Genomic DNA, 25,095 nt, shown 5'->3' with positions numbered 1-25,095 from the left:
CAGCGCGCATCGACTCAGCGCGAGAAACGCGGTCAGGACAGGAGTTCAGAAAGCTCCAACCATCGCTCCTCAAGCGACGCGACCGTCGCCTCGAGCGCGGTGATTTCCTGCATCATGATGCTAATTCCCTCGTAATCGCCCTGGTCATGGGCCGCGAGACGGTCGTGGGTCGCTTTGATCGCCTCGGTTGCCTTCGCCATTTTACGCTCGGTTGAGGCGAGTTCTTTTTCGGCGTTTCGGCGCTCGGCACCGCTCAACTGGTTCGCTGGAACCGGGGCTGCCGCTGGTGTTGTGCTTGAGGCGGATGCCGAGGCCGACGGGCCGGTATCCGCAGCATCCGAAGCCTTGCGCAGCTTGAGGTACTGGTCAACGCCACCGGGCAAATGGCGGAGCTTGCCGTCGAGGATGGCGTACTGCTGATCGGTGACGCGTTCCATGAGGTACCGGTCGTGCGAGACCACCAGCAAGGTTCCCGGCCACGAATCGAGCAGATCCTCCATCGCCGCTAGCATGTCGGTGTCGAGATCGTTTGACGGCTCGTCGAGTACGAGCACGTTGGGCTCATCAAGCAGGATGAGGAGCAGCTGGAGGCGACGGCGCTGGCCACCGGAAAGATCCTTGACCGGGGTTTGCAACTGCGCGCTCGTGAACCCGAGTCGCTCAAGCAGCTGGCTCGGAGTCATCTCTTTGCCGCCGGAAACATAGCTCGTTCGTTTGCGAGCGACCACATCACTCACCCGGTCGTTGGCGTGCTCAACGAGCTCAGCGAGCTCCTGACTGAGCGTGGCAACCTTGATGGTTTTGCCTCGCTTGACGATGCCGGTCGTCGGCTGCACATCGCCCGTAACAAGTCCGAGCAGGGTGCTCTTGCCGGCTCCGTTGATGCCAAGGATGCCGGTGCGCTCGCCAGGGGCGATCCGCCATTCAATATCTTTGAGCACCTGTTTTTCGCCGTAACTGACGCTCACGTCAAGGATGTCAACAACATCTTTTCCAAGGCGCTGAGAAGCCATCTGGCTGAGCTGGATCTTGTCGCGAACCGGAGGCTCGTTTTCGATGAGTTGGTTGGCCGCTTCGATGCGGAACTTTGGCTTTGCGGTGCGGGCAGGGGCACCGCGGCGGAGCCACGCGAGCTCTTTGCGCATGAGGTTCTGACGCTTTGACTCTGAGGCAGCCGCCATGCGGTCGCGCTCAACGCGCTGCAAGATGTAGGCAGCGTAGCCACCTTCAAACGGCTCAATGATCTGATCGTGGACCTCCCACGTGGTGTTGCACACCTCATCGAGGAACCAGCGGTCGTGAGTCACCACGAGTAGTCCGCCAGCGTTCTTGCCCCAGCGGTTGTTGAGGTGATTGGCAAGCCAGGTGATGCCCTCGACGTCGAGGTGGTTTGTGGGCTCGTCCAGGAAGATGCAGTCCCAGTCTCCAACGAGGAGTGCGGCGAGGCCGACGCGTCTGCGCTGGCCACCGGAGAGCGAACCGATGACGGCATCCCACGGAATATCCTGAATAAGGCCATCAATCACATCGCGAATGATCGGGTTGCTCGCCCACACGTATTCTTCAAGGTCACCAACAATCGCCTGAGAAACGAGCATCTCTTGGTCGAGGACGTCTGTCTGGTCGAGCATCCCAATGGTGACGCCGCCGCGAACGGTGACGCGGCCAGCGTCTGGTTCGAGCCGTCCAGAGAGCAGCGAGAGGAGCGTCGACTTGCCGTCGCCGTTTCGTCCGACGATGCCGATGCGGTCACCCTCGTTCACCCCAATGGTGATGGAATCGAAGATGACTCGGGTCGGGAACTCGAGATGAAGGTTTTCTGCGCCTAAGAGATGTGCCACCCCAAGAGGCTACCGTGTTTGCCTGGGTGTCAGGGCCGACTGCGCGGCGACCTGTTCGGAAGGGATGTAGTACCAGGGGACCATGCCGCCTTCAGAATCGTCATTCCTTTGGCCGATGTATGCGCTTGCCGTATCGAGTTGACTCAGTATTGGGCGATCTCACGCTGCCGAGCGGTATGAAAATTACCCATCTCTCTACCGCCGCAAGGCGTATCTCTCGTGTGTGCATCGCCGACGAACACACGTACGACACCTTTTACAGGAGCCAAACACCCCATGCATCTGCTGACGAAGTTGAGCCTCAAGAACCGAGCCATTGTGGGGCTGGTGACCCTGGCAATAGTTGTTATTGGGCTCATCGCAACGGTGTCCCTCAAGCAAGAGCTGATCCCGTCAACGCAGATTCCGCAGGCTGGCGTCGGTGTTGTGTACCCGGGGGCCTCTCCCGAGAACGTCGCGAAGGATGCCGTCGGCCCAGTGGAGCAAGCAATCAAAGCGATCCCTGGTACGGGGCGCATGACGTCATCCTCAACAAGCGGTGGGGGACAGGTGCAGGTTGAGTGGGATTACGGACTCGACAGCGAAAAGATGATTGCGAATATCCGCGCTGCGGTTGACGGGGTTAAAGCCGCAATGCCGGCTGCGGTGAGCACAGAGGTGTATACGGGCGGCAGCGACGATATCCCAGCCATGCAGCTTGTGGTGACGTCCGATGCCGAAAACGGTGAGCTTGTCGAACGCCTCGAATCGGTTGTTGTCCCCGCGTTTAACGATGTCTCCGGGGTTCGGAAGACAGAAGTGCAGGGCAAGACTGAGACGCTGCTCGCCGTGACGCTGCGACCGGCCGATCTTGCGGCAAAGAAGGTGACAGCGCCTGCCGTCATGGAGAGCATCCGTGCCGCCGGCGTCGTGAACTCTGCCGGAACCAGTTTTGACGGCGATAGCCAGCTATCGGTTGAGGTTGGTGCGACCCTTGACAGCGTTGAGGCCGTTTCGCACGTGCCGATCGCAACCGAGAGCGGCACGGTGCTGCTGAGCGAAATCGCGACGATAGCCGAAGAGCCAGCCGAGGTGAGCAGCATCGCCAGAGCTGACGGACGCCCCTCGCTCAACCTCTCCATCATGAAGAACCAAGACGCGAACGCCGTTTCGCTTTCCCACGCCGTTACGGAGCTCATCCCCGACCTCGAGAAGCAGCTTGGCAAGAATGCAACGCTCGACGTGGTGTTTGATCAGGCACCAATGATTGAACAGTCCATTGAAGACCTCTCTGTTGAAGGCGGGCTCGGCCTGCTCTTTGCAATTCTTGTGATTCTTGTGTTTCTGTTCTCCGTGCGGTCGACCATCATTACGGCGATCTCGATTCCGCTCTCGCTGCTCATCGCGATGATTGGACTGTGGGTTGGAGACTTCACACTCAACATCTTTACGCTTGCGGCCCTGACGGTTGCTGTCGGACGCGTCGTCGACGACTCGATCGTGGTGATCGAAAACATCAAGCGGCGAAGCGATACCGAGGACGGCCCGCTCACGGCTGGCTCGATTGTTGCCTCCGTTCGCCAGGTTGCCGCGGCAATTACCGCCTCGACCATCACGACCGTTGCGGTCTTCCTGCCTATCGCCCTCATTGGCGGCGTTACCGGTGAACTCTTCCGACCGTTTGCCGTGACGATTTCAATCGCGCTGGTTGCATCGCTTATTGTGTCGCTCACGATTGTTCCCGTGCTTGCGTTCTGGTTCCTGAAGCCGCGGAAGAAATCCTCAGCCGGTGCTGTAGCGGGCCAGCAGGACGTTCTCAGCGCCGAGCACGAGGACTCAATAGGGGAGGATATTCCCGAGCCCGCTCACGACGAAGACGCTAAGGTGACACGGCTGCAGCGCGGCTACATGCCGGTTCTTCGTTCAGCCCTCAAGCATCCCGTTGTGACCCTCGTTACGGCCTCGGTCATCTTCATCCTCACGATCGGGTCTACCGGGTTGCTGAAGACCGATTTCCTTGGCGACCTTGGCGGACAGAAGCAAGTTTCTGTTTCGCTGGAAATGCCAGCAGGTACCCGTCTGTCATTGACCGATGAACGGGCCGCAGAAATCGAGCAGGTATTCGAAAAGACTCCCGGAATACAGACGCTACTCACCACTGTCGGCTCCGGCTCGACCAACCAGGCATACTTCACGGCGACCCTCACCGACAACAGCGATGTCAGCACAGTGGCCGCAGCGCTTGAGAAGCAACTCAGCGCTCAAGATGGAGCCGGAACCGTCCGGGTTGAAAGCCAGGGCGGAGACCAAGGCAACCAGACCGTTGACGTCACCATTAAGGCCGACAACGAGCAAGCGCTCGCAGAAGGCTCCGACAACGTCATGGCGATGATGAGCGGGATCACGGGTCTCTCTGAGGTCAAGAGCGACCTCGCGGGGGAGCAGCCGCTGCTCAGGGTCAAGGTGGATCGGGTCGCGGCCGCAGCCTACGGATTTACCCAGAGCGACATCGGCGACGCGCTCTCGAGCGTTCTCCGCGGCTCAACCATTGCCACCCTGACGATCAACGGCGAGCCGCGCGATCTCCTTTTCCGCTCGCACCAGGTTGACGCGACTCCCGCGGATATCGCCGCGCTCAGCATCCCCGTGTCGCCGCTGCAGCAGGCGCAGGCCCAAAAAGCCGCGAGCGATGCCCTGCTCGCTGAACAAGAGGCGATGTCAAACGAAGCGACCGCAAAGGCCGAAGGACAGGTCAGCTCACAACGTTCCGAGCTGGTCAAAGCCCGCGCCGAGGCCGTAGCCGGGCTTGGCGAATTGCGCACGCAACTTGCAGAGCTCTCGGCAATCCCCGCCCCGGAGCCGGGATCTGGCGAACCCGTGACGACCGACGTGCTGCAGGGCCAGGCTCTCGCGGATGCCCTTGCCCAGCTATCAGGCGGAATTAGCCAGGCGGAGGAAGGCATCCGCCAGATCGACACGCAGCTCACTGAGCTAGATAAATCGGTTGCCGAGTCGAATGCTGCTCAGGCAGAGTCGGAGCGTCTCCAAGCAGAGCAGAAAGCACTTGTCGACGTCACTGCCACGGCGATTACCGTCGGTCAGGTCGCCGAAGTTGTTCGCGAAAAGGCGGCGAGCACGGTTACCCGAATTGATGGGGAGCGGGCCGTGACGATCTCTGCGAAACCGACCGGCGACGACCTCGGCGCGATCAGTGCGGCGCTCAACGCCAAATTGGACGACCTGCAGCTGCCAGCCGGCGTGACAACCGATATCGGCGGGGCCTCGGCTGAGCAGGACGAAGCGTTTGGACAACTTGGCGTAGCCATGCTGCTCGCCATCGCCCTTGTCTACATCGTGATGGTGGCGACGTTCCGAAGCCTGCTGCAGCCAGTTATCCTGCTCGTGTCGGTGCCCTTCGCCGCGACGGGAGCGATTCTTGCGCTGCTGCTCACCAATACGGCGCTCGGTATTCCCTCGATGATCGGCCTCCTGATGCTCATCGGTATCGTCGTGACCAACGCCATTGTGCTGATCGACCTCATCAACCATCACAGGGCGAACGGGGCCAGCATTTCAGAAGCGGTTCTGGAGGGGTCACGCCTCCGCCTTCGGCCAATCATTATGACGGCGTGCGCCACAATCTTTGCGCTCGTTCCAATGGCGCTCGGGCTGACCGGCGGCGGAATGTTCATCTCGCAATCGCTCGCGGTTGTGGTGATTGGCGGGCTTATCTCGTCAACCCTGCTGACACTCATCCTTGTGCCGGTGCTCTACGCGCTGCTCGAACGGCGAGGTGAGCGGAAAGAGGCAAGGCGGCTCAAGCGCGAGGAGCGTGCGGCAACTCGGGAGAACCCTGAAGAAGAGCAGCTTGAAGAATTGTTGAGTTAGAGGTCGGTTGCGTCGATGCTGTTGCGCAGTTTGCGGAGTAGCGTTCCGAGGCGGGCTTGTTCCGTCTCGGAAAGCCCGCCGAGCAGGATTTCCTCAGCATCAACGAGCCGGGTGATTGCGGCATCCACCCTCGTCAGACCTGCTGGCGTCATCTCGACGAGCACTCCGCGCCCATCGTTTGGGTCGGTGAGGCGCTTCACAAATCCGCGTTCGACCAGTCGATCAATGCGGTTGGTCATGGTGCCGCTCGACACCATGGTGGCCGAAACAAGACGCTTGGGGCTGAGGGCAAACGGATCGCCCTCCCGACGAAGGGCAGCCAACACATCAAATTCCCAGGACTCAAGCTCGGATCGCTGAAAGGCGTTCTGTCGGATACGGCCGAAGTGCTTCGAGATGCGCGTCACACGCGACAGTACGTGCAGCGGCGCAAAATTGAGGTCGGGCCTGGCGACCTGCCAGGCATCCACAATCCGGTCGACTTCGTCGTTGTCTTTCATGCTGCGCTTTCTTGAAGTAAATCTGGGAAGGGCTCGTTGCCTAGAACTGCTTGGGAGTGCGCCCAACGCAGGCCCCAATTTTATCCGGGACCAACTGGGCCTGTTCAACGAAAGCAAAAGTTTCTGGCACACTTATACATGTGCGCGACGCGTTCGTGTACGTTCCGCCTTAGTGTAACGGCAGCACGGCACCCTTTGGAGGTGTTCGGTCCAGGTTCGAATCCTGGAGGCGGAGCGCGAAGTGAACTGCATAACAATGCGCGGAGGTCTTGGATGTCACAGAGCCAGCTAGCAGTAGTCATCTTGGCGGCGGGGCAGGGTACGCGTATGCGGTCCTCACTGCCGAAGGTGCTCCATCCACTGGCCGGACAACCGCTCATCGAGCACGTGCTCGACACCGCGGCCCAGCTCAACCCAGCGCACATCGTCGCCGTGGTCCGGCACGACCGAGACCGAGTCGCCGAGGCCGTTGTCTCGCATCTGCCAACGGCCATCATTGTCGACCAGGATGAGATTCCGGGAACAGGCCGAGCCGTTGAGGTCGCGGTAGCTGCGCTGCCCGATTCATTCTCTGGCCACATCCTTGTCCTGAGCGGCGACGTTCCACTGCTCGACGAGGCCGCCGCAAAGGCGCTCGTTGATGCCCACGTCGCCGAGGGAAACGCGCTGACGCTGCTGAGCACAATCGTTGCCAACCCTACGGGACTCGGTCGAATCCTCCGTTCCGATTCCGGCAGTTTTGTTGGCATCGTTGAGCAGAAGGATGCCTCACCAGAACAGCTCGCCATCAACGAAACCAACGCGGGTGTTTACATCTTCGAGCGAGGTGCCCTGACGGTGGCGCTCAGCAAGATCGACACGAACAACGCGCAGCAGGAGAAATACCTGACCGACGCGGCGGGAGAGATCCTCTCCGCAGGAGGACGCATCGAGGCCGTTGCTATCTCTGACCACTGGCTCGTTGCCGGCATCAACGACCGAGCGCAACTCGCAGCAGCGGCCGCCGAGTTGAACGCCCGAATCATCCGCTCCTGGCAGCTTGCCGGGGTCACGATTCAGGATGCGGCAACCACCTGGATCGACAAGAATGCCCAGCTCGCAGAAGACGTCACGCTCCTTCCCGGAACTCAGATTCTCGGCGCCACCGTCGTTGAATCTGGCGCAATCATCGGGCCGGACACAACGCTGCTCGATTGTGAAGTTGGCGCTGGCGCGACGGTACGTCGTACTGACGCTCAGCTGGCCGTTATCGGTTCGAACGCGACGGTTGGCCCCTTTTCCTTTCTCCGCCCAGGCACCATCCTCGGGGCCGACGGCAAAATTGGTGCCTATGTTGAAACCAAGAACGCCAACATCGGCGTTGGCAGCAAAGTGCCGCACCTGAGCTACGTTGGCGACGCAACCATTGGTGAAGGCACCAACGTTGGGGCCGGCACAATCTTCGCCAACTACGACGGCCAGAAGAAGCACCACACGACGGTTGGCTCGCACGTGCGCATCGGGTCGAAAAATGTTCTGGTTGCGCCGGTTACACTTGAAGACGGAACCTATACCGGTGCGGGAACAATTGTCCGAAAGGACGTCCCCTCCGGCTCCCTCGCGGTGACCGTTGCGCCACAGCGAAACATTGATGGCTGGGTGGCTCAGAACCGACCAGAAACTGATACGGCACGTGCGGCCGAGAAAAGCGGAGAATAAATGTCGGGCATCAAGGTCAACGGTCAGAAAAAACTTGTCTTAGTTTCTGGACGTGCGCACCCCGAACTCGCAGCAAGCATTGCGAGTGAACTTGGATCCGAACTGGTTCCGACCGACGCCCGAACCTTCGCAAACGGTGAGCTCTACGCCCGTTTTGACGAGAGCGTTCGTGGCTGCGACGCCTTTGTGATTCAGTCACACACCAACCCAATCAACGAGTGGCTCATGGAGCAGCTCATTATGGTTGACGCACTCAAGCGAGCATCCGCAAAGCGCATCACTGTTGTTGCTCCCTTCTACCCGTACTCACGCCAAGACAAAAAAGGCCGCGGACGCGAACCCATTTCGGCTCGCCTCGTGGCCGACCTGTTTAAGGTTGCCGGCGCAGACCGCATCATGTCTGTTGATCTGCACGCCGCGCAGATCCAGGGTTTCTTTGACGGCCCGGTAGACCACCTCTTTGCAATGCCCGTGCTGCTTGATCACTTCCGCGAAAAGCTAGACCCAGAGACGCTCACCGTCGTGTCGCCAGACATGGGACGCGCCCGCGTCGCCGACATCTGGAGCGACCGCCTCGGAGCCCCGCTTGCCATCATCCACAAGCGCCGCGACCCACTGGTTCCAAACCAGGTGAGCGTTCACGACATCGTTGGAGATGTTAAGGGCCGCTGGTGTTTGCTCGTTGATGACATGATCGACACCGGCCGCACCATTGCGAAGGCGGCTGAGGCGCTTAAGAAGAACGGCGCGAAGGGCGTCACGATTGCCGCGACCCACGCCATCCTTTCCGACCCGGCGGTTGAGATCCTCAGCTCGGACTTCATCGACTCGGTAGTCGTGACTGACACCCTGCCAATTCCGGCGGAGAAGCGTTTTGAAAAGCTCACGGTGCTGTCAATTGCCCCGCTGATCGCCCGTGCGATTCACGAGGTCTTTGAAGACGGTTCGGTTACCTCGATGTTCGACGGCGCTGCATAAGCGCTCATTCTCTCATGGGGTGCGATCCTGCTCCCGGGGCGCGGTTTTTCGCGCCCCACGAGCGGGAATGCACCCCACGAACGAAAACGGCCCTGCAACGTGAGTTGCAGGACCGTTGTTGTTTGAGCTAGTTCATCTCGATTTCGGTGCGGTCTCCGCTCCACAGCGTGTGGAACACACCGGGGAGGTCAACGCGGCCGTAGGTGTGAGCGCCGAAGAAGTCGCGCTGTCCCTGGACGAGGGCAGCCGGCAGGCGTTCGGCGCGCAGTCCGTCGTAGTATGCAAGCGACGACGAGAACGCCGGTGCGGGGATACCCGTGACGGTTGCCGAAACTACCACGCGGCGCCAGGCCTCCTGAGACGAGGTGATGGCCTCGGCAAAGTAGGGGGCTGTCAGCAGCGCCGACAGGTTTGGCGACTCAGCGTAGGCGTCAGCGATGCGGTTGAGGAACTGGGCGCGGATGATGCAGCCGCCGCGCCAGATGCGCGAAACGGCTCCGAGGTCGATGGTCCAGTTGAACTCTTCTGCGCCAGCGCGGATGGCGTCGAAGCCCTGCGAGTACGCGATGATCTTTGACGCGTAGAGTGCGCGGCGAACGTCCTCGATGAAAGCCTCGCGGTCGGTGACGGCAACGGGGCTGGCAGGGCCAGGCATCCCAGCCGCGGCGGCGCGCTGCTCAGGGTGAGACGACAGCGAGCGGGCGAAGACGGCTTCGGCAATACCGGACACGGGAACGCCAAGCGCGAGGGCGTTCTGCACGGTCCAGACGCCGGTTCCCTTCGAACCAGCCTGGTCAAGGATGACGTCAACCAGCGGCTTGCCGGTTTTGGCATCCACCTGGCGCAGCACCTCGGCCGTGATCTCGATGAGGTATGACTCAAGCTCGCCCTTGTTCCATTCGGCGAACACATCGGCGATCTCGGCGGGCGTGAGGCCAGCGTTGCGGCGGAGCAGGTCGTAGGCCTCGGCGATGAGCTGCATGTCGGCGTACTCAATGCCGTTGTGAATCATCTTGACGAAGTGTCCGGCGCCGTCGGTGCCAACGTGGGTGACGCAGGGCTCGCCCTCGGCGACCGCGGCGATCGAGGCGAGGATGGGGCCGAGGGTCTTGTAGGACTCAGCGGATCCACCAGGCATGATGCTTGGGCCCTTGAGGGCGCCCTCTTCGCCGCCGGAAATACCGGCGCCAACAAAGTGGATACCCGTTGCGCTCACTGCCTTCTCGCGACGGATGGTGTCGGTGAAGAGTGCGTTTCCGCCGTCGACGATGATGTCGCCGGGCTCGAACAGGTTGGTGAGCTGATCGATGACCGCGTCAGTTCCTGCGCCTGCCTGCACCATGATGATGGCCGTGCGCGGCTTGCTGAGCGAGTTGACAAAATCCTCGATGGTCTCGCTTGCGACGAAGTTTGCCTCAGGGTGCTCGGTGGTGAGCGTGCGGGTGCGCTCGGGGGAGCGGTTGAATACGGCAACCGTGTTGCCCTCGCGGCTTGCGAGGTTGCGGGCCAAGTTGCTGCCCATAACGGCGAGGCCTACGACGCCGATGTTTGCGGTTGCGGTGTTGGCGTTATCCGCCATGATTCCTCCTGGATTGGTGGGGTGGTTATTGAGGTGGTTGTGGGGACGATGCGGTGGCGGGTTGTTCCTCAGCCGCGCGGCGCAGCATCTCAGTGAGCGTGCGGTTCATGAGGCGTTGCATCGCGTCGATTGCGGCTTGCTGGTTGCCGCTGCCAACCGCTTCGGCAACGTCAAGGTGCTGTTGCAGGGCATCCGGATGCGGGTGGGCAGGCATGAGCCCGTGGGCGGTGCGCCCCGTGAGTACTTCGCTCACCACCGCGTGCAGGTGTGAAAACATTTCGTTTCCGCTCAGCTGCAGGATGAGCTGGTGGAAGCGGATGTCGAGGGCAAGGAAGCGTTCGGCATCCCCTGACCGGCCTGCCGCCCACATTTCACCGGCGATGCCGTTGAGTTCGCTGGCCGACTGGGGGCTGATGTTCGCGGCGGCAAGACCGGCTGCCTGTGGTTCGACGGCGGCGCGGAGCTGCGTGAGGGTTCTGAGCTGGTGCGCCCGGTCGTTACTGTCGAGCCGCCAACGGATGACCTTCGGCTCGTAGACGTTCCACTCGGATGCTGGGCGAGGGGTGACGCCGACACGCGGTTTTGACTGAACCAGATTCATTGTCTGGAGCGACCGAAGACAATCTCGGATGACAGACCGTGACACCCCGTAGCGTTGCTCGAGTTGTTCGATGGTGAGCGGGATGCCGGGCGGCAGCTCGCCGCGCACGATCGCGGAGCCAATGGCGTCGAGAGTACTTTCGTGCAGGCGCCCTGATGCGCTCGGACCTTCTGCGGAAACACTCACTCAATAATCATATCGTTTACTGCGCATCTGGCAATAGTCACACTTTAACCTGCATCTATTTGCGAGTTTCTGCTGAGAAAATGCGCAATCTCGACAGAAAGTCGCAAATAGATGCAGGTTAGGGGGCTTCCCAGCCTCGGGATCGGAGGGCCTCGGCGATGCGGCGGATACCTTCTTCGGGAGCATCGAAGAGCTGGGCTTTTCGTATTCGTACGAGTTTCCAGTCATCCGACAGAAACCGGTCGAGCCTTGTCATATCTCGGTCATATTGAACGTCGTCTGTCCGGTGTTGGTCGCCGTCGTACTCAACAATGAGTCGGTGCTGCCAAAACACAAAGTCGGCCCGCCCGATACGTTCACCGTGTCGGTCAGCGACGATGGGGTTCAGATCGGGAACAGGGAAGCCCGCATCTGCCATGAGGAGTCGGAGGAGCGTCTCCGGTCGAGAATCGGCACCGTCACGAACATGCGCAATTGCCCGAACCGCCCGTCGTTTACCCGGGCCGTGGTACATCTCAACCCGCCGGTGCAATTCGTCGAGCAATACAAAGGGGCGCCAGTCGCCAGGTTGGTTGAACTCAGGCGCGCGGACCAGATAGTCGCCGGCCGCCACATGATCGCGAAAGGGGAGGAGCGAGGCCAATTGCAGCCAGACGGTCGCCGCATCCAGCACGGGCAGGCCGTCTCGCCACAGCATCCGTGCTCCGTATGCGGACAGCTGATGTCCGGTGAGATTTCGCCCTGTCGGTGCGGTCTTTGGAAAGAACGTAGCAATGTGCAATGGCAAGGTTTGCAGCCGTTGGGGGAGCGGCACGCCCCAAATGGTGGCCGCGGTCTGGTGGCTGAAGAACTGCTCAGCTTTACAACGGGGAAGATACGCTCGGCAGAAGTCGATTACGCTCAGTGGCTCAGCGCCTTCTGAACGTATTCCTTGGAACGGCCGCGCGAGGTTGTTGGATCGGAGTTTGCCCGGCGTGATGCCGGCGTCCAACGCGTCACGCACCGCGAACGCTTGCTGGTGGAAGGGGAGCGGGGGATCGGATGATTTGGGCATGGCGCAATCATCGAGCGCCCGCGCAGCTTCGCGCGCTAACGGGATAAATCTGTGCAGAGTTGCGCTGTGATAGCGGGCTGTGGAGACGTATGCATTTGTGAGTTTCTGCGCAAAATCCAGGATTTATGCGCAGAAACTCACAAATAGATGCAGGTTAGTCGGAGGTTGCGAGTTGGTTGAGTAGCTCCAAAACGTGGCGGTATTGCTCGCCTGTCGCCCTCGTCATGCCGAGCTCGCAGGTGCGGTTGCAGGATGCGTGGGCCGAGGCATCCACGTCGGCCACTTCGCTGGCTTCGGCGGCCGTCGCAGAGGCGGTGAGCTCAGGATGGAGCATTCCTCGGTCACCCGCAAACGCACAACATCCCCAGTTCTCCGGAATCACAACGTCCGTCGCGACCGCAGCTGCGACCTCAGCGAGTGCGCCGTTCCCACCCATGCGAGTCGAGGAGCAGGTCGGGTGCAGGACGAGCCGCTCAAGTTTGCCGTGTTCTGGCAGCAGGGGAAGCACCCGCTCGGCAACAAAATCGACCGCATCCACCACGCGAAGCGGGCGGGCAGAGGTTGCGTTTTCGTTTTCGATCGCATGGAGGAGCCCCTCGGTGCACGAGGAGGCATCGCAGACGATTACAAGCTCGCCGTCGCGGCTTGCCTCGCGAAGCGAAGCAACTGTGCGCTCTTGCATGGTGTGCTGGCCCTTTGAGAGGCCCTTTGACGACCACGGGGTACCGCAGCAGAGGTTATTAACATCGTCGGGAACCAGGAGCGTCAGCCCCACCTTTTCGCACAGCGCCTCGAACGACAGCTGCACGCCGGGGCCTTCTGAGCCGCCTGGTTCGTTGGCGGGGCCAAACATCGTGTTGACGCACGCGGGCATGTACACGGCATCCACGACGGCGGATGCAGGGGGAGCCGGACGCTTGCGCGAAGACCCGCCGCCGGGGAGCTCCGGTGAGTACAAGGGAACGGTGTCTTTGCCAAGCACCGCTCGCGCGAGCACGTTTGGCGGCGTGATGATGGCCTGGGGCACTTTATCGACGACGTTGAGCGCGAGGCCAGCGCCGGCGGTGACCGCGCCCCACTTCTTCGCGGCCGAGTTCCAGAGACCCTGCTCAAGGCCATTCACGTCTTCGCGACGCAGGAGCTTGACGAGGCTTCCCGTGTTGATCTGCACCGGACACGCCGTCTGGCACATGCCGTCAACCGCGCACGTCTGCACACCGTCGTAGACGTAATCGTGTTCGAGGCTTTTTACGAGCTCAGTGTCACCGTCGAGCTTTGCCTGCTCGATGGCACGAAGCGTCACGATGCGCTGTCGTGGAGTGAGCGTCACGTTACGGCTTGGGCAGACTGGTTCGCAGTATCCGCATTCGACGCAGCGGTCGACCTCGGCGTTGACGGGGAGGGCCTGCTTGATGTGGCGGAGGTGTGCCGTTGGGTCGTCGTCGAGGAGGACTCCGGGGTTGAGCATCCCTACCGGGTCGCACAGGAGCTTGATCTGGCGCATAACATCGTAGAGTTCGTCGCCGTACTGCCTGCGCACAAACGGGGCCATGACCCGTCCGGTGCCGTGCTCGGCCTTGAGCGAGCCTCCCTCGCCGAGAATGAGGTCAACAAGGTCTTCGGTGAAGGCGGTGTAGCGGTCGATCTGCTCAGCCGATTCGAAGCCGTCGGTGAGCATGAAGTGCACATTGCCGTCTTTGGCGTGCCCAAAGATGACGCTGTTTTCGTACGCGTAGCGGTCGAAGAGTTCCGAGAGGCTGTTACACGTTGGCGCGAGTCGTTCGACGGGAACCACCACGTCTTCGAGCAGGGCCGTTGTTCCCGCCGGGCGGGCTCCCGCGATGGTCGTGTAGAGCCCTTTGCGCAGGTGCCAGAGCGAGGCGCGGGTCGCGGATGCCGTGGTGAAGGATGCCGGTGCGCTCAGCCCAAGCGTCGGCCCCAACGCGTTGCCCGCCTGTTCAAGGTGCGCGAGTTCTGCGACGGTCTGCGCCTGGTACTCAACGAGTAGCGCAGCGTGCCGGTCGACGGATAGGCCTTGCACTGCCGCGGGGGCGTCCGAGGCCTGCTGCCCAATCTTGAGTGACAGCGCGTCCATGAGTTCAAGCGTTGCCGCGCCCGTTTCGACGAGGGCGGGGAGCGCGCTCGTGGCGGCCTCTAAGGTCTCGAAGACGAGCAGCCCTGTTGAGGCGTGCGGTGCGAGGGGAACGGTGCGGAACACGGCCTCTGCGACAAACCCGAGTGTTCCTTCGCTGCCGACGATGAGGTGGGCAAGGATGTCGACGGCCCGCTCGTAGTCGAGCAGGGAGTTGATGCCGTAGCCCATGGTGTTCTTCATCGAGAACTGGCGGCGGATGTTTGCGACGGACGACGCATTATCGCGCACGCGCTTCGCAAGCCTGTGGAGCCCATCGAACAGTGTTGGCTCGAGGGCTCGCAGCCGCTCTTCGGCGTCGGGGAGAGCCGTATCAACAACCGTTCCACTTGGCAGGACGATCGTGAGAGATTCGAGCGTGTTGTACGTGTTTTCGACGGTGCCGCAGGCCATGCCGCTTGAGTTGTTCGCAATTACGCCGCCGATGGTGCAGGCGGATTCGCTGGCAGGGTCTGGCCCAAACTTGCGGCCGTATTTGGCGAGCCGCATGTTGAGGGCCCGCACCGTGACACCAGGCTGCACGCGCACGCGGTCACCGTTGTCGAGCACCTCAATTTGCTTGAAGTTGCGGCGAACATCGACAAGGATGCCGTCGGTGATGCCCTGCCCGCTCAGGCTGGTGCCGCCGGAGCGCAGCGTGAGCGGAACGCCCTGCGCTGCGCTCGTGGCGAGCAGCGCCCCAACATCCGCCGCGTTCTCTGCGATGACCACTGCCTGGGGCACCAGGAGAAAGTGTGAGGCATCGTGGGCGTTGGCGTGCAGGTCGATTGCGCGCGTACGCACGTGCTCTGGTGAGCCGACCGAGGCGCGGAGCCCGTCAAGAAGTGTGGCGTTGAGTGATGTGGGGCGAGTCATGTTACGGAACCATCCAGCCGAGTATGGGTGTTGATTGGAGGAAAATGATGAGGGTAATGAACGCGAGGAGTCCGAGGCTCCAGCCGATGAGCTTGCGGAAGAGCGCGCCTTCGGAGCCGTGCATTCCCACCGCGGCGGCCGCAACGGCGAGGTTCTGCAGTGAGAGCATTTTACCCAGCACGCCGGCGGAGGAGTTCGACGCAGCCATGAGCACTGGGCTGAGGCCTGCCTGGTTTGCGGCGGTCACCTGGAGCAGCCCAAAGAGCGAGTTCGACGAGGTGTCTGAGCCGGTCAGGGCGACGCCGATCCAGCCGATGACGGGCGAGAGGATGGCAAAGAATCCGCCGGTTGCAGCGAGGGCGAAGCCGAGGCTTGCGGTCTGGCCCGACAGGTTCATGACAAATGACAGTGCAAGCACCGCTGTGACGGTGACGATTGTCCAGCGCAGCTGGTACAGGGTCTCCCAGTAGACCTGTGCGGCCTTCTTGATGCCGATGCCGTAGATCATCATGGTGACAATGCCCGAGAACAGCAGCAGGGTTCCGGTGGCCTTGAGGTGATCGAGCTTGAAGGTCTGGGCGGAGGCGGGATTGCCTGCGGCATCCACGACGTCGAGCCCTGGCCAGCGGAAGGTCACTGAGCCGACGGTCGAGAGCCAGTCTTTGATAACGGGAATCTGGGCGATCGTGAAGATAACCATGATGGCGAGGTAGGGAGCAATCGCGCCCCAGGTGCGTGCCTTGGTGGATGTTGGCAGCGCCTTGGTGGCAGTGGCCGTGCCGATTCCGGCTGCCTTCGCGAGCGACTCGTCTGCTGATGCTCCGCTTGCGCCGGCTTCTGCCGCGTCCTCTGTGAAGCTCACGGTTTCTGCTGGCTTCCAGAAGCGCAGCATCAGCAGAACCGCACCGACCGTGACGACTGCGGCAACTACGTCGGTGAGCTCAACGGCGAAGTAGTTTGCCGTGACAAACTGGGCCGCTCCGAAGGCGACACCGGCAACAACGGCGACGGGCCAGGTCTGCTTGACGCCGCGCTTGCCATCAACAATGAAGACAAGGATGAGCGGGATGAAGATGGCGATAAGCGGCGTTTGGCGGCCTGCCATAGAGGCAAGCTCATCCATGGGCAGTCCTGTCACACCGTGGAGGGCAATGATGGGCGCTCCCATTGCGCCAAACGCGACGGGAGCCGTATTTGCGAGCAGTGAGACGATTGCGGCCTTGAACGGCTTCATTCCGGCCGCGATGAGCATTGCCGCGGAGATGGCCACGGGGGCGCCGAAGCCTGCGAGCGATTCGAGGAGTGCGCCGAAGCAGAACGCGATGATGATGGAGAGCACGCGAAGGTCATCCGAGATTGCCCTGATGGTCTTGCCGAGCACTTCGAACCATCCGGTCGCGAGGGTCAGTCGGTAGATCCAGAGGGCGTTCACCAGAATCCAGAGGATGGGGAAGAGCCCGTAGAAGATGCCCTCCGCAGTTGCGCTGAAGGCCTGGCCTACCGGCATTTGCCAGCCAACGATGGCGAGGACAATTGAGAGCGCAAGCCCAACGATCGCGGCGTATGCGGCCTTAACTCGGAAGACTCCGAGGAGGACAAACAGCACAATTAGGGGCAGCGCGGCGAAGATCGCCGAAAGGGCAAGGGATCCGAAGATCGGATCGAGTATCTGTTCAAACATGGGGGGTCCTCAGGGTAGCGTCGTTGCGTTCTTGAGTAATCTTGTCATACAAACATACTTGAGTAGCAAATCCTGTTGGCATGCATTCTCTGAGAAGATGGGAATCTGCGAGCTAGCGTAAGGACTTCATGAACCGTCGAGTGGTGGCAACATCCATAGTGGATGCCGTTGCGGAAGACCTGCGGGGCAGGCTCTACGCGGCCGAGTTTCCCGGAGGAACCGCCTTTACCGAGGCCGACATCGCGCAGACCTACGACGTATCTCGCCCCACCGCAAAGGGGGCTATTGAAAAGATCGTCGCCGAAGGGCTCCTTGTTCGTGGCGCTCATAAGACGGCACGGGTGCCCGAGCTCGGGCCAGAGGATGTGCGGGATATCTATCTGACAAGGGCGTACCTCGAGACGGAAGTGCTCCGTCGCCTTGCCGCCCGAAAATTCGCGCCGGAGGCTGCCGCCGAGGCCAACAGGGAGATTGCGGAAACCCTCGATTCGGAGAACGCGCTCAGTATCGTTGAGCCGGACATGCGGTTCCACACAAGCCTCATCGATGCGCTTGGGAGCGCACGAACCAGCAAGATGTACAACTCTCTTGTCAGCGAGGTGCGTGTCTGCATGACCCAGGTGCAGGGACGAGGGCTGCTTGATCCCAAGCTGATCTGTGCCGAACACGAAGAGATCCTTCGCCTTATTCGTGCGGGCGAAGCGGATGCCGTTGCCTGCCTGCTCGACGAGCACCTTGCCCGTGCGCGCGAGCGATTGGTCGCGGCTGTTGGCGGAACGGCTGGGCCGGAAGCGTTTGTTGAGCCGCGAGTGTAACTCCGCTGAGCGTGCGGCCAGAGCGGTCTATGCCGGTGCCGTCGTCTTAAGCAGAGAACTCGTGTAAACTCTCACCTGTACTTCGGCGAGGGATGTTGGTGTGACCGGCATCCGTTATCGACGCGGTGGGTGAGGCGGAAGTCTTTCCTCACGCTGCGACCGGCGCGAGTTGAATAACAGACCATGAGCCTCATCGGCTCCAAACGATACGGGCCCTGCCCGAGGAGAAACACATGAGCAACGACACGACGAACAAAGTCAGCGCAGAACTGCGCAACAGCTTCGGCAAGGGAGCGGCTCGCAAGATCCGCGCCACCGGCAAGATCCCTGCTGTTATCTACGGCCACGGCACCGAGCCACAGCACGTTACCCTTCCTGGACACGAGGTTGCCCTCATCATCCGTAAGGCCAACGCTGTTCTGACGCTCGACATCGAGGGCACCGACCAGCTCGCACTGGTCAAGGACGTTCAGCGCGACCCAGTTCGCCAGATCATCGAGCACATCGACCTCATCGTTGTGAAGAAGGGTGAGCTCGTTGAGGCTGAGGTTCCTGTCCACGTTGTTGGCGAGCCTTACCCAGGTACCCTTGCGATGCTTGAGCTCAACACGCTCCGCCTGCTCGTTGAGGCAACCAACATCCCTGAGAGCGTTGTTGTCAACGTTGAGGGACTCGAAGAGGGCAAGCAGATCCACGCAAGCAACGTTGAGCTCCCTGTTGGCGCAAAGCTTGCCGACGAGGGCGACCTGCTCATCGTGAACATCGTGCTTCCTCGCTCGAACACCGCTGCTGACGACGCTGCAGACGCAGCCGCAGAGGCAGCTGAAGTTCAGTAGTCACTGACCTTCAGTAAGAACCGCATCATCGTGCCGAGCCCGTCGGAACTATCGTGAGTTTTCGCGACCTGTTCCGGCGGGCTCGACCCGTTAACCAAGAGACAGAAGAGGATGCCGTGGGCGACACGTGGCTGGTAGTTGGGCTGGGGAATCCCGGCCCCAAATACGAGAAGACCAGGCACAACGTTGGGCAGATGGCGCTCGACGAGCTTGCCTCGCGCATCGGATCTCAGTTTTCGCGGCATAAAGCCAATGCCATGGTGGCAGAGGGGCGTCTGCGACCAGGCGGCCCAAAGGTTGTGCTGGCAAAACCAAACAGCTTCATGAACGTTTCGGGTGGTCCCGTCGCCGCCCTGCTGCAGTACTACTCGCTCGGCGTTGATCGGCTCATTGTGGTGCACGACGAACTCGACATCGATTTTGACACGATCAAGCTCAAAACCGGCGGCGGACACGGAGGCCATAACGGCCTTCGCGACATCGCCAAGGCCGCGAACAGCCCCGATTTTACGCGCGTGCGTGTTGGTATCGGCCGCCCTCCTGGACGCCAAGATCCCGCAGACTATGTGCTGCGCGAGTTTGGCAGCACCGAGCGTCAATCACTTCCCTCGCTGCTGGTCGACGCAGCGGATGCCGTTGAAACGGTTGTCGAGAGCGGCCTGCTTGAGGCGCAGCAGCGGTTCCACGCTCCACGGGCCTAAGCCCAACATCCTCATTTCGTGGGGCAGCTGCCGTCTTCCCTGATCTTGGATACCGTGCCGGCGTGAAGCCTGCTCGGCCAGTGTCAGCGGCGAGAGCTAAGATTATCTGGTGACTCTTCAGGGAATTCTTGCCGCACTGACCGATTCCGAGAGCTTTCAGCGGGCCCTCAGCTATACATCCGAAGACGCCGACTTCTCGCTTGCGGAAGGGCTGCGTGCTCCGCTTCTTGCCGGGCTCCTCGAAGGCCGCTCTGCCGATTCGCCTGCGTCCTCCCTGTTTTTGGTCACGGCCACCAGTCGCGAGTCGGAGAGCCTCAGACTGTCGCTCGAATCCCTTCTGCCAGGATCAACCATCGTTGAGTTTCCCGCGTGGGAGACGCTGCCTCACGAACGACTCAGCCCGAGCCCCGAAACCGTGGGTAAGCGCCTTGCCGCGCTTCGTGCCATGCACAACTGGGCACCAGAGAACGGCAATCACCTCATCGTTGTGAGCGCGGTTCGTGCGGCGCTGCAGCCGCTCGCCGACAACCTGCTTTCGGTCGAGCCGCTGCACTTTGTGGTTGGCCAGCGCGATTACAACCTTGGCGAGGTCAGTGAGCGTTTGGTCGCGCTTGCATATTCCCGTGTCGATATGGTCACTCGCCGAGGCGAATTCTCGGTGCGCGGCGGTCAGCTCGACGTGTTCTCGCCGGTTGCCGAGCATCCGTATCGAATCGAGTTCTTTGGTGACGAGGTCGAAGAGATCCGCGCCTTCTCGGTTGCCGACCAGCGAAGTTTGCCCGTTGAGGTTGCAGAGGCGGTGCTTGCGCCGAGCCGTGAGCTTTTGCTCGATGCCGGTGTGCGGCAGCGGGCCCGCGAGATGCAGGGCGAGTTTCCAAATCTTGCAACCATGTTGGAGAAGGTTGCCGAGGGCATCCCAGCAGAGGGCATGGAAAGCCTGACCCCCGCGCTTGTTGAGCGCCTCGTCCCTGTCACTCATTACTTGCCGGCCGAGGCCGCAATCGCGGTGATCGCTCCCGAGCGGGTCGCCACGCGTGCGGTGAGCCTCGCCGAAACGAACCGCGAGTTCCTCGCGGCTGCCTGGAGTGCAGCGACAGCGGGTGCCGAGGCCCCGATCGATCTTTCCGCCGGAGACTTTCTGACGCTCAACACGCTGAAGGGTGCCCGCGGCGACCGCCCATGGTGGACGATGAGTTCGTACCAGCGCGATGAGGCCGACCCCATCACCGATGAAGACGACGGTTACGTGCGCGTGCAGGCTGAGGCAGTGCCCAGTTTCCAGGGCAGCATCGACGGCGCGGTTGAATACGTTGCGCAGCAGCTCCGCGAGGGCTGGCGCGTTGTCATCACAGCGCAGGGACAGGGCACCATCGAGCGTGTGCGCGACGTGCTGTCCGGGCACGAAGTTGCTGGTCGGCTGCTTGCCTCCCTCGAGTCGGCGCCAGACGCATCGGTGGCCTCACTTGTCACGAGCACCCTCGATCACGGATTTGTGAGCGGAGAAGCACAGTTCGCCCTGCTCACGGAGGCCGAGTTCTTCGGCCGAAGCGCCACCTACCAGGCCGGACAGGTGAAGAAGCTTGCGAGCCGCAGCAAAAACGTCGTTGACCCGCTGCAGCTCGCTGCCGGCGACTACGTCGTGCATGACACGCACGGCATCGGCCGGTTTATAGAGCTGACGCAGCGCGAAATTACGACGGGGTCCGGCCGCAACGCTACGAAGGCGCTTCGTGAGTACCTTGCGCTTGAGTATGCGCCCTCAAAGCGCGGCTACCCGGCTGACAAGCTGTTTGTTCCTACCGATCAGCTCGATCAGCTGTCTCGCTATGTTGGCGGCGAAGCCCCCGCACTGAGCAAGATGGGCGGTTCAGACTGGTCAGCGGCCAAGGGCAAAGCGCGCAAGGCGGTTCGAGACATCGCGGTTGAGCTTGTCAAGCTCTATTCGGCCCGCATGGCAAGCCGCGGGTTTGCTTTCTCCCCAGACACCCCGTGGCAGCGGGAACTCGAAGAGGCCTTCCCGTTTGCCGAGACGCCAGATCAACTCACAACGATTAACGACGTGAAACGCGACATGGAATCCCCGATTCCGATGGATCGCCTCGTGTCCGGCGACGTGGGCTTCGGCAAGACCGAGATCGCCATCCGCGCGGCGTTTAAGGCGGTGCAAGACAATAAGCAGGTGGCAATCCTCGTGCCAACCACCCTGCTCGTGAAACAGCACCTTGAGACGTTCCAAGACCGCTTCGCCGGATTCCCCGTTCACCTTCGAGCGCTCAGCCGTTTTCAGACGGATAAAGAGGCTCGAGAAATCATCAAGGGGCTCGCCGATGGCTCAGTGGATGTTGTGATCGGCACCCACCGCCTGCTCTCCGACAACGTGGTCTATAAAGACCTCGGGCTTGTAATTGTCGACGAAGAGCAGCGCTTTGGCGTTGAACACAAGGACTCGCTGAAGAAGCTCAAGACTAACGTCGACATCCTCGCGATGAGTGCGACCCCCATCCCGCGCACGCTTGAGATGGCGGTTACCGGCATCCGCGAAATGTCGACGCTTGCCACGCCGCCAGAGGACCGGCACCCCATTCTTACCTTTGTTGGCCCGCGTTCCGACCGCCAAATTGCCGCTGCCATCCGCCGCGAGTTGCTGCGCGAAGGGCAGATCTTCTTTGTGCACAACCGAGTGTCGAGTATCACTCGCACCGCAGCTCATCTGGCCGAGCTGGTGCCTGAGGCTCGGATCGCGGTTGCCCACGGCAAGCTGTCGGAGGCGACCCTTGAGCAGGTCGTTGTTGATTTCTGGGAGCGTAAATTTGATGTTCTCGTGTCAACAACCATCGTGGAGACCGGGCTCGATATCGCAAACGCCAACACGATCATTATCGACAGGGCTGACAAATACGGCCTCAGCCAGCTTCACCAGTTGCGCGGCCGTGTCGGTCGTGGGCGAGAGCGGGCATACGGCTACTTCATGTATGACGAAGAGAAGCCGCTGAGCGAGACGGCGCACGAGCGACTCGAAACGATCGCAACCAATAACGAGCTCGGCTCCGGGATGCAGGTCGCGCTCAAAGATCTTGAGATTCGTGGCGCGGGAAACCTGCTCGGTGGTGAACAGTCCGGTCATATTGCTGGGGTCGGATTTGACCTGTACCTCCGCATGATTGGCGAGGCCGTGAATACGTTCCGCGGCGAGACTGCCGCAGGCATCACCGAACTCAACCTCGAACTGCCGGTTGCCGCGCATATTCCAGAGGACTACGTTGATAGCGAGCGTTTGCGGCTTGAGGCGTACCAGAAGTTCTCGACGGCGAGCTCTGCTGGGGCGGCCGACGATCAACTTTCGCTGGTCATCGAAGAGCTCACCGACCGCTACGGCACCCCACCAACCGAGGTTGAGAACCTGCTCAAGGTCTCTCGACTTCGCCACCGCGCGGCAAAGCACGGGCTCAGCAAAGTCATCGTGCTCGGGCCAAACCTCAAGGTTGAACGAGTTGATCTCCCCGACTCGCGCCAACTTCGCATGCAGCGGCTCTACCCGGGTTCTCGCTACGTGAATACGTCAGGCACAATGACAGTTCCGTTACCAGTGACGCACGGCATCACGCTTGCGGGCACCGAGCTGGTCGACTGGGTGAGTAACCTCATCGAAGTCATCCTGCCAGAGCTGCCGGATGCCTCGGCCGCGACTAACGCTGAAGACGCCTCCTAGCATCCTTGCCGGTTGCCGGTTGCCGGATGCCGGATGCCGGATGCCGGTTGCCTCACCGACCGATCAACGAACCCAACAGCATCGTGTGGTGAGTTGCTTTTCGGTGGTTATTATCCTTTGCGCGCCACCAGCGCGTTGTGCAGGCCAATGCCAACGAGGATCGGGATGAGGAGCGAAAGTGCGAGGAAGACGACCGCGAGCGTGCCGATTTCGGGGGAGAGCGTGAACGAACCCGCAACGGCGAGCAGGAGCGCGAGCATCCTGAACAGGTAGGAGCGGCGCGGTTCGTCTGCCGGCTGCTTGATCCACGGCAGCTTCACTGACGGGCTCGCCTTCGATGCCACGAATACCGAAAGCGACATCGCCACAAACGCGCCAACAAAGAAGAGAACCCCAACAACCATCATGCGTCAATTGTCCCACGGATGCGCCCGAATACTCGCCGGCCGCCAACGCCCGAGTCAGCGGACGATTGAGGTTGGATGCGAAACACGATGTGCCCGGCCAATCTGGGGTGCTAGGCGGCGTCCTTCTCGCTGAGCCTCAGCGCCCGATAGTGGCGTGCCCTCAACCGGACGACGAAGACTGACACCACAATCGAGATGGCCGAACCGATAATGACGGCAAGCACTCCCTGATCGGCTATGGCGCGGTTGTCGGCGAACGCAAGATCGTTCATGAGCAGCGAAACGGTAAAGCCGATCCCGCCGAGGGCCCCTGCCGCAATCATGTCGCCAAAGCGAAGCACGGGGGCTTGGCGGGAACGAAGGATGCGGTCGGCGAGCAGGGTTGCCCCAACAATTCCGATGAGCTTTCCGACGGGAAGCGCGACGATGATTCCCCAGAACGGCGCTTCGAGCGGCGTCTCGCCAAGCGACGGGATAGTGACGAGCGCTGCCGAGAACGCAAAGAGCGGGAGAACGATCACATTGCTGAACGGCTCAATCAGGTAACGCGCGCGATGGGCCGGCTTGCGGTGCATGGCAAAGCCGAGCGCGACACCGGCTATGGTTGCGTGGATGCCTGACTGATAGACGACGTACCACGTGGCGAGTCCGACGGCGACCATGCCAATGATAAGGACCCACTCGAGGCCCCTGTGTCGGGTCTGCGATGGGCGCACAGCATCGCGGCGGAGCCTTGCGTACCGCCAGCTCAGGAATCCAAAGAGAACCGCGAGCAGCGCGCCGAGCAGGATGAGACCAATCTGCGCGCCGGTGGTAAAAAACACGGCGATGAAGAGGATGCCGGCCAGGTCATCGAGGACAGCAAGCGCAAGCAGGAATGCTCGAACGGTTGTGGGAAGGCCCCGTCCAACAACAGCGAGTACGCCGAGCGCAAACGCGATGTCAGTCGCGGTTGGGATAGGCCAGCCGCCCTCATAGCCGCTGCCCCACGTGAAGGCGAGGTAGATTGCGATGGGGACAAGAATGCCGCCGAGCGCGGCGATGGCGGGCCGGATGGCTTTGCCAACCGAATTGAGGTCGCCCTCCGTGAACTCGTGTTTGAGTTCGATGGCGACGATGAAGAAAAAGATGGCGAGGATGCCGTCGCTGATCCAGTGGCCGACGGAGAGGTCAAGGCCGATGCCAGGCCAACCGATGTGGCTTTGCTGGATGCTGTGTGCGGCATCCGCAAGCGGACTGTTCGCTATGGCGAGACCGAGGACTGCTGCGGCGAGCAGGAGTGCGGCGGAGGTACGGTTTGAACGGAGGAAGCTCATTGGCTGCCTTTCGGGGTCGCGGGTGGTCTGTGTCGACCAGGCTTCCCGACTCACCAGAAACTACTATAGCGGTGGGGCCTGAGCGCCTGACGGCCGGCCAGCTGGTTGGTCGCGCATCCGTCGCCGACGAAAGCGAGCAAACATGACAAACCAGGATGGCAATCCGGTCGGTGAAAGCACTATTGAGCTTGTTGGGGTGATGCATCGCCTTCGCACCGAGTGCCCATGGCATGCTCAGCACGACCATGCCTCGCTGGTGCCGTATCTTGTTGAAGAGTGTTACGAATTGGTTGAGGCTATTGAGTCTGGCGATCGCGAT

General features: G+C 61.3%; 17 protein-coding genes and 1 tRNA gene. 9 read left to right on the top strand and 9 right to left on the bottom strand.

All coding sequences use genetic code 11. The annotated features are described in order from the left end of the window. Positions 1–32: 32 nt before the first annotated feature. On the bottom strand, positions 33–1,841 hold the full coding sequence (locus FHX76_RS15690) for an ATP-binding cassette domain-containing protein (protein WP_167152347.1): 1,809 nt from the start codon (positions 1,839–1,841) through the stop codon (positions 33–35). A 276-nt stretch (positions 1,842–2,117) separates the two neighbouring features. On the opposite strand from FHX76_RS15690, the gene FHX76_RS15685 reads away from it, so the two are divergent. After that, entirely contained in the window at positions 2,118–5,708 is a 3,591-nt protein-coding gene (locus FHX76_RS15685; RefSeq protein WP_167152345.1) for an efflux RND transporter permease subunit, read from the top strand. Here FHX76_RS15685 and FHX76_RS15680 read toward each other — a convergent pair. Further along, positions 5,705–6,208, bottom strand: coding sequence for a MarR family winged helix-turn-helix transcriptional regulator (locus FHX76_RS15680; protein ID WP_167152343.1), 504 nt, complete (start codon positions 6,206–6,208; stop codon positions 5,705–5,707). The two genes, FHX76_RS15685 and FHX76_RS15680, sit on opposite strands and share 4 nt — an antisense overlap. 163 nt (positions 6,209–6,371) lie before the next feature. Between FHX76_RS15680 and FHX76_RS15675 the strand changes: the two genes are divergently transcribed. The 3 genes from FHX76_RS15675 (at position 6,372) to FHX76_RS15665 (ending at position 8,884) form a co-directional block, all read left to right on the top strand. Beyond that, positions 6,372–6,443: transfer RNA gene (locus tag FHX76_RS15675), tRNA-Gln, on the top strand. A gap of 38 nt (positions 6,444–6,481) precedes the next feature. After that, a complete protein-coding gene (glmU, locus tag FHX76_RS15670; protein WP_167152341.1) occupies positions 6,482–7,906 on the top strand; it encodes a bifunctional UDP-N-acetylglucosamine diphosphorylase/glucosamine-1-phosphate N-acetyltransferase GlmU in 1,425 nt (474 codons plus the stop codon). Beyond that, a complete protein-coding gene (locus FHX76_RS15665) occupies positions 7,907–8,884 on the top strand; it encodes a ribose-phosphate diphosphokinase (RefSeq protein ID WP_167152339.1) in 978 nt (325 codons plus the stop codon). It abuts the gene before it with no gap. A gap of 127 nt (positions 8,885–9,011) precedes the next feature. Here FHX76_RS15665 and gndA read toward each other — a convergent pair whose 3' ends face one another. The 5 genes from gndA to FHX76_RS15640 form a co-directional block, all read right to left on the bottom strand. After that, positions 9,012–10,463, bottom strand: coding sequence for an NADP-dependent phosphogluconate dehydrogenase (gene gndA, locus FHX76_RS15660; protein ID WP_167152337.1), 1,452 nt, complete (start codon positions 10,461–10,463; stop codon positions 9,012–9,014). A 25-nt stretch (positions 10,464–10,488) separates the two neighbouring features. After that, the gene (locus FHX76_RS15655) at positions 10,489–11,250 is read right to left on the bottom strand and encodes a FadR/GntR family transcriptional regulator (protein WP_341777985.1); all 762 of its coding nucleotides are present in this window, start codon (positions 11,248–11,250) and stop codon (positions 10,489–10,491) included. A gap of 118 nt (positions 11,251–11,368) precedes the next feature. Next, positions 11,369–12,304 carry an endonuclease domain-containing protein gene (locus FHX76_RS15650; protein WP_167152335.1) on the bottom strand — a complete coding sequence of 312 codons (936 nt, stop codon included), beginning with the start codon at positions 12,302–12,304 and terminating at the stop codon, positions 11,369–11,371. Positions 12,305–12,458: 154 nt separating this feature from the next. Beyond that, complete coding sequence (locus tag FHX76_RS15645; RefSeq protein WP_167152333.1) at positions 12,459–15,311, bottom strand: FAD-binding and (Fe-S)-binding domain-containing protein; 2,853 nt, start codon at positions 15,309–15,311, stop codon at positions 12,459–12,461. Between the two features lies 1 nt (position 15,312). Then, positions 15,313–16,992, bottom strand: coding sequence for an L-lactate permease (locus FHX76_RS15640; RefSeq protein ID WP_167152331.1), 1,680 nt, complete (start codon positions 16,990–16,992; stop codon positions 15,313–15,315). A gap of 143 nt (positions 16,993–17,135) precedes the next feature. On the opposite strand from FHX76_RS15640, the gene FHX76_RS15635 reads away from it, so the two are divergent. The 4 genes from FHX76_RS15635 (at position 17,136) to mfd (ending at position 23,053) form a co-directional block, all read left to right on the top strand. Then, positions 17,136–17,807: a GntR family transcriptional regulator gene (locus FHX76_RS15635; RefSeq protein WP_341777984.1), complete on the top strand. Its 672-nt coding sequence runs from the start codon at positions 17,136–17,138 to the stop codon at positions 17,805–17,807. 233 nt (positions 17,808–18,040) lie between these two features. Then, positions 18,041–18,643 carry a 50S ribosomal protein L25/general stress protein Ctc gene (locus FHX76_RS15630; RefSeq protein ID WP_167152327.1) on the top strand — a complete coding sequence of 201 codons (603 nt, stop codon included), beginning with the start codon at positions 18,041–18,043 and terminating at the stop codon, positions 18,641–18,643. Between the two features lie 116 nt (positions 18,644–18,759). After that, entirely contained in the window at positions 18,760–19,344 is a 585-nt protein-coding gene (pth, locus tag FHX76_RS15625) for an aminoacyl-tRNA hydrolase (protein ID WP_167152481.1), read from the top strand. 109 nt (positions 19,345–19,453) lie between these two features. Then, entirely contained in the window at positions 19,454–23,053 is a 3,600-nt protein-coding gene (gene mfd, locus FHX76_RS15620; protein ID WP_167146244.1) for a transcription-repair coupling factor, read from the top strand. 110 nt (positions 23,054–23,163) lie between these two features. On the opposite strand, the gene FHX76_RS15615 is transcribed toward mfd, so the two are convergent. Both FHX76_RS15615 and FHX76_RS15610 read right to left on the bottom strand, forming a co-directional pair. After that, positions 23,164–23,460 carry a hypothetical protein gene (locus FHX76_RS15615; RefSeq protein ID WP_167146246.1) on the bottom strand — a complete coding sequence of 99 codons (297 nt, stop codon included), beginning with the start codon at positions 23,458–23,460 and terminating at the stop codon, positions 23,164–23,166. Between the two features lie 110 nt (positions 23,461–23,570). After that, the gene (locus tag FHX76_RS15610; RefSeq protein ID WP_167146248.1) at positions 23,571–24,776 is read right to left on the bottom strand and encodes a Na+/H+ antiporter NhaA; all 1,206 of its coding nucleotides are present in this window, start codon (positions 24,774–24,776) and stop codon (positions 23,571–23,573) included. A 142-nt stretch (positions 24,777–24,918) separates the two neighbouring features. Here FHX76_RS15610 and FHX76_RS15605 point away from each other — a divergent pair. After that, on the top strand, positions 24,919–25,095 hold a 177-nt coding region (locus tag FHX76_RS15605; RefSeq protein ID WP_341777991.1), incomplete at its 3' end, for a MazG nucleotide pyrophosphohydrolase domain-containing protein.

Source organism: Lysinibacter cavernae (assembly GCF_011758565.1).
GTDB lineage: Bacteria > Actinomycetota > Actinomycetes > Actinomycetales > Microbacteriaceae > Lysinibacter > Lysinibacter cavernae.
The sequence above is the reverse complement of the archived record's forward strand: the minus strand, read 5'-3'. Positions and strand labels throughout refer to the sequence as shown.

Excerpts from the sequence above, each read along its gene's own strand:
- FHX76_RS15615 (WP_167146246.1), bottom strand. The coding sequence starts at position 23,460 with ATGATGGTTGTTGGGGTTCTCTTCTTTGTTGGCGCGTTTGTGGCGATG.
- gndA (WP_167152337.1), bottom strand. The coding sequence starts at position 10,463 with ATGGCGGATAACGCCAACACCGCAACCGCAAACATCGGCGTCGTAGGC.
- FHX76_RS15680 (WP_167152343.1), bottom strand. The coding sequence starts at position 6,208 with ATGAAAGACAACGACGAAGTCGACCGGATTGTGGATGCCTGGCAGGTC.
- FHX76_RS15640 (WP_167152331.1), bottom strand. The coding sequence starts at position 16,992 with ATGTTTGAACAGATACTCGATCCGATCTTCGGATCCCTTGCCCTTTCG.
- FHX76_RS15630 (WP_167152327.1), top strand. The coding sequence starts at position 18,041 with ATGAGCAACGACACGACGAACAAAGTCAGCGCAGAACTGCGCAACAGC.
- FHX76_RS15650 (WP_167152335.1), bottom strand. The coding sequence starts at position 12,304 with ATGCCCAAATCATCCGATCCCCCGCTCCCCTTCCACCAGCAAGCGTTC.
- FHX76_RS15610 (WP_167146248.1), bottom strand. The coding sequence starts at position 24,776 with ATGAGCTTCCTCCGTTCAAACCGTACCTCCGCCGCACTCCTGCTCGCC.
- FHX76_RS15665 (WP_167152339.1), top strand. The coding sequence starts at position 7,907 with ATGTCGGGCATCAAGGTCAACGGTCAGAAAAAACTTGTCTTAGTTTCT.
- FHX76_RS15645 (WP_167152333.1), bottom strand. The coding sequence starts at position 15,311 with ATGACTCGCCCCACATCACTCAACGCCACACTTCTTGACGGGCTCCGC.
- glmU (WP_167152341.1), top strand. The coding sequence starts at position 6,482 with ATGTCACAGAGCCAGCTAGCAGTAGTCATCTTGGCGGCGGGGCAGGGT.
- FHX76_RS15685 (WP_167152345.1), top strand. The coding sequence starts at position 2,118 with ATGCATCTGCTGACGAAGTTGAGCCTCAAGAACCGAGCCATTGTGGGG.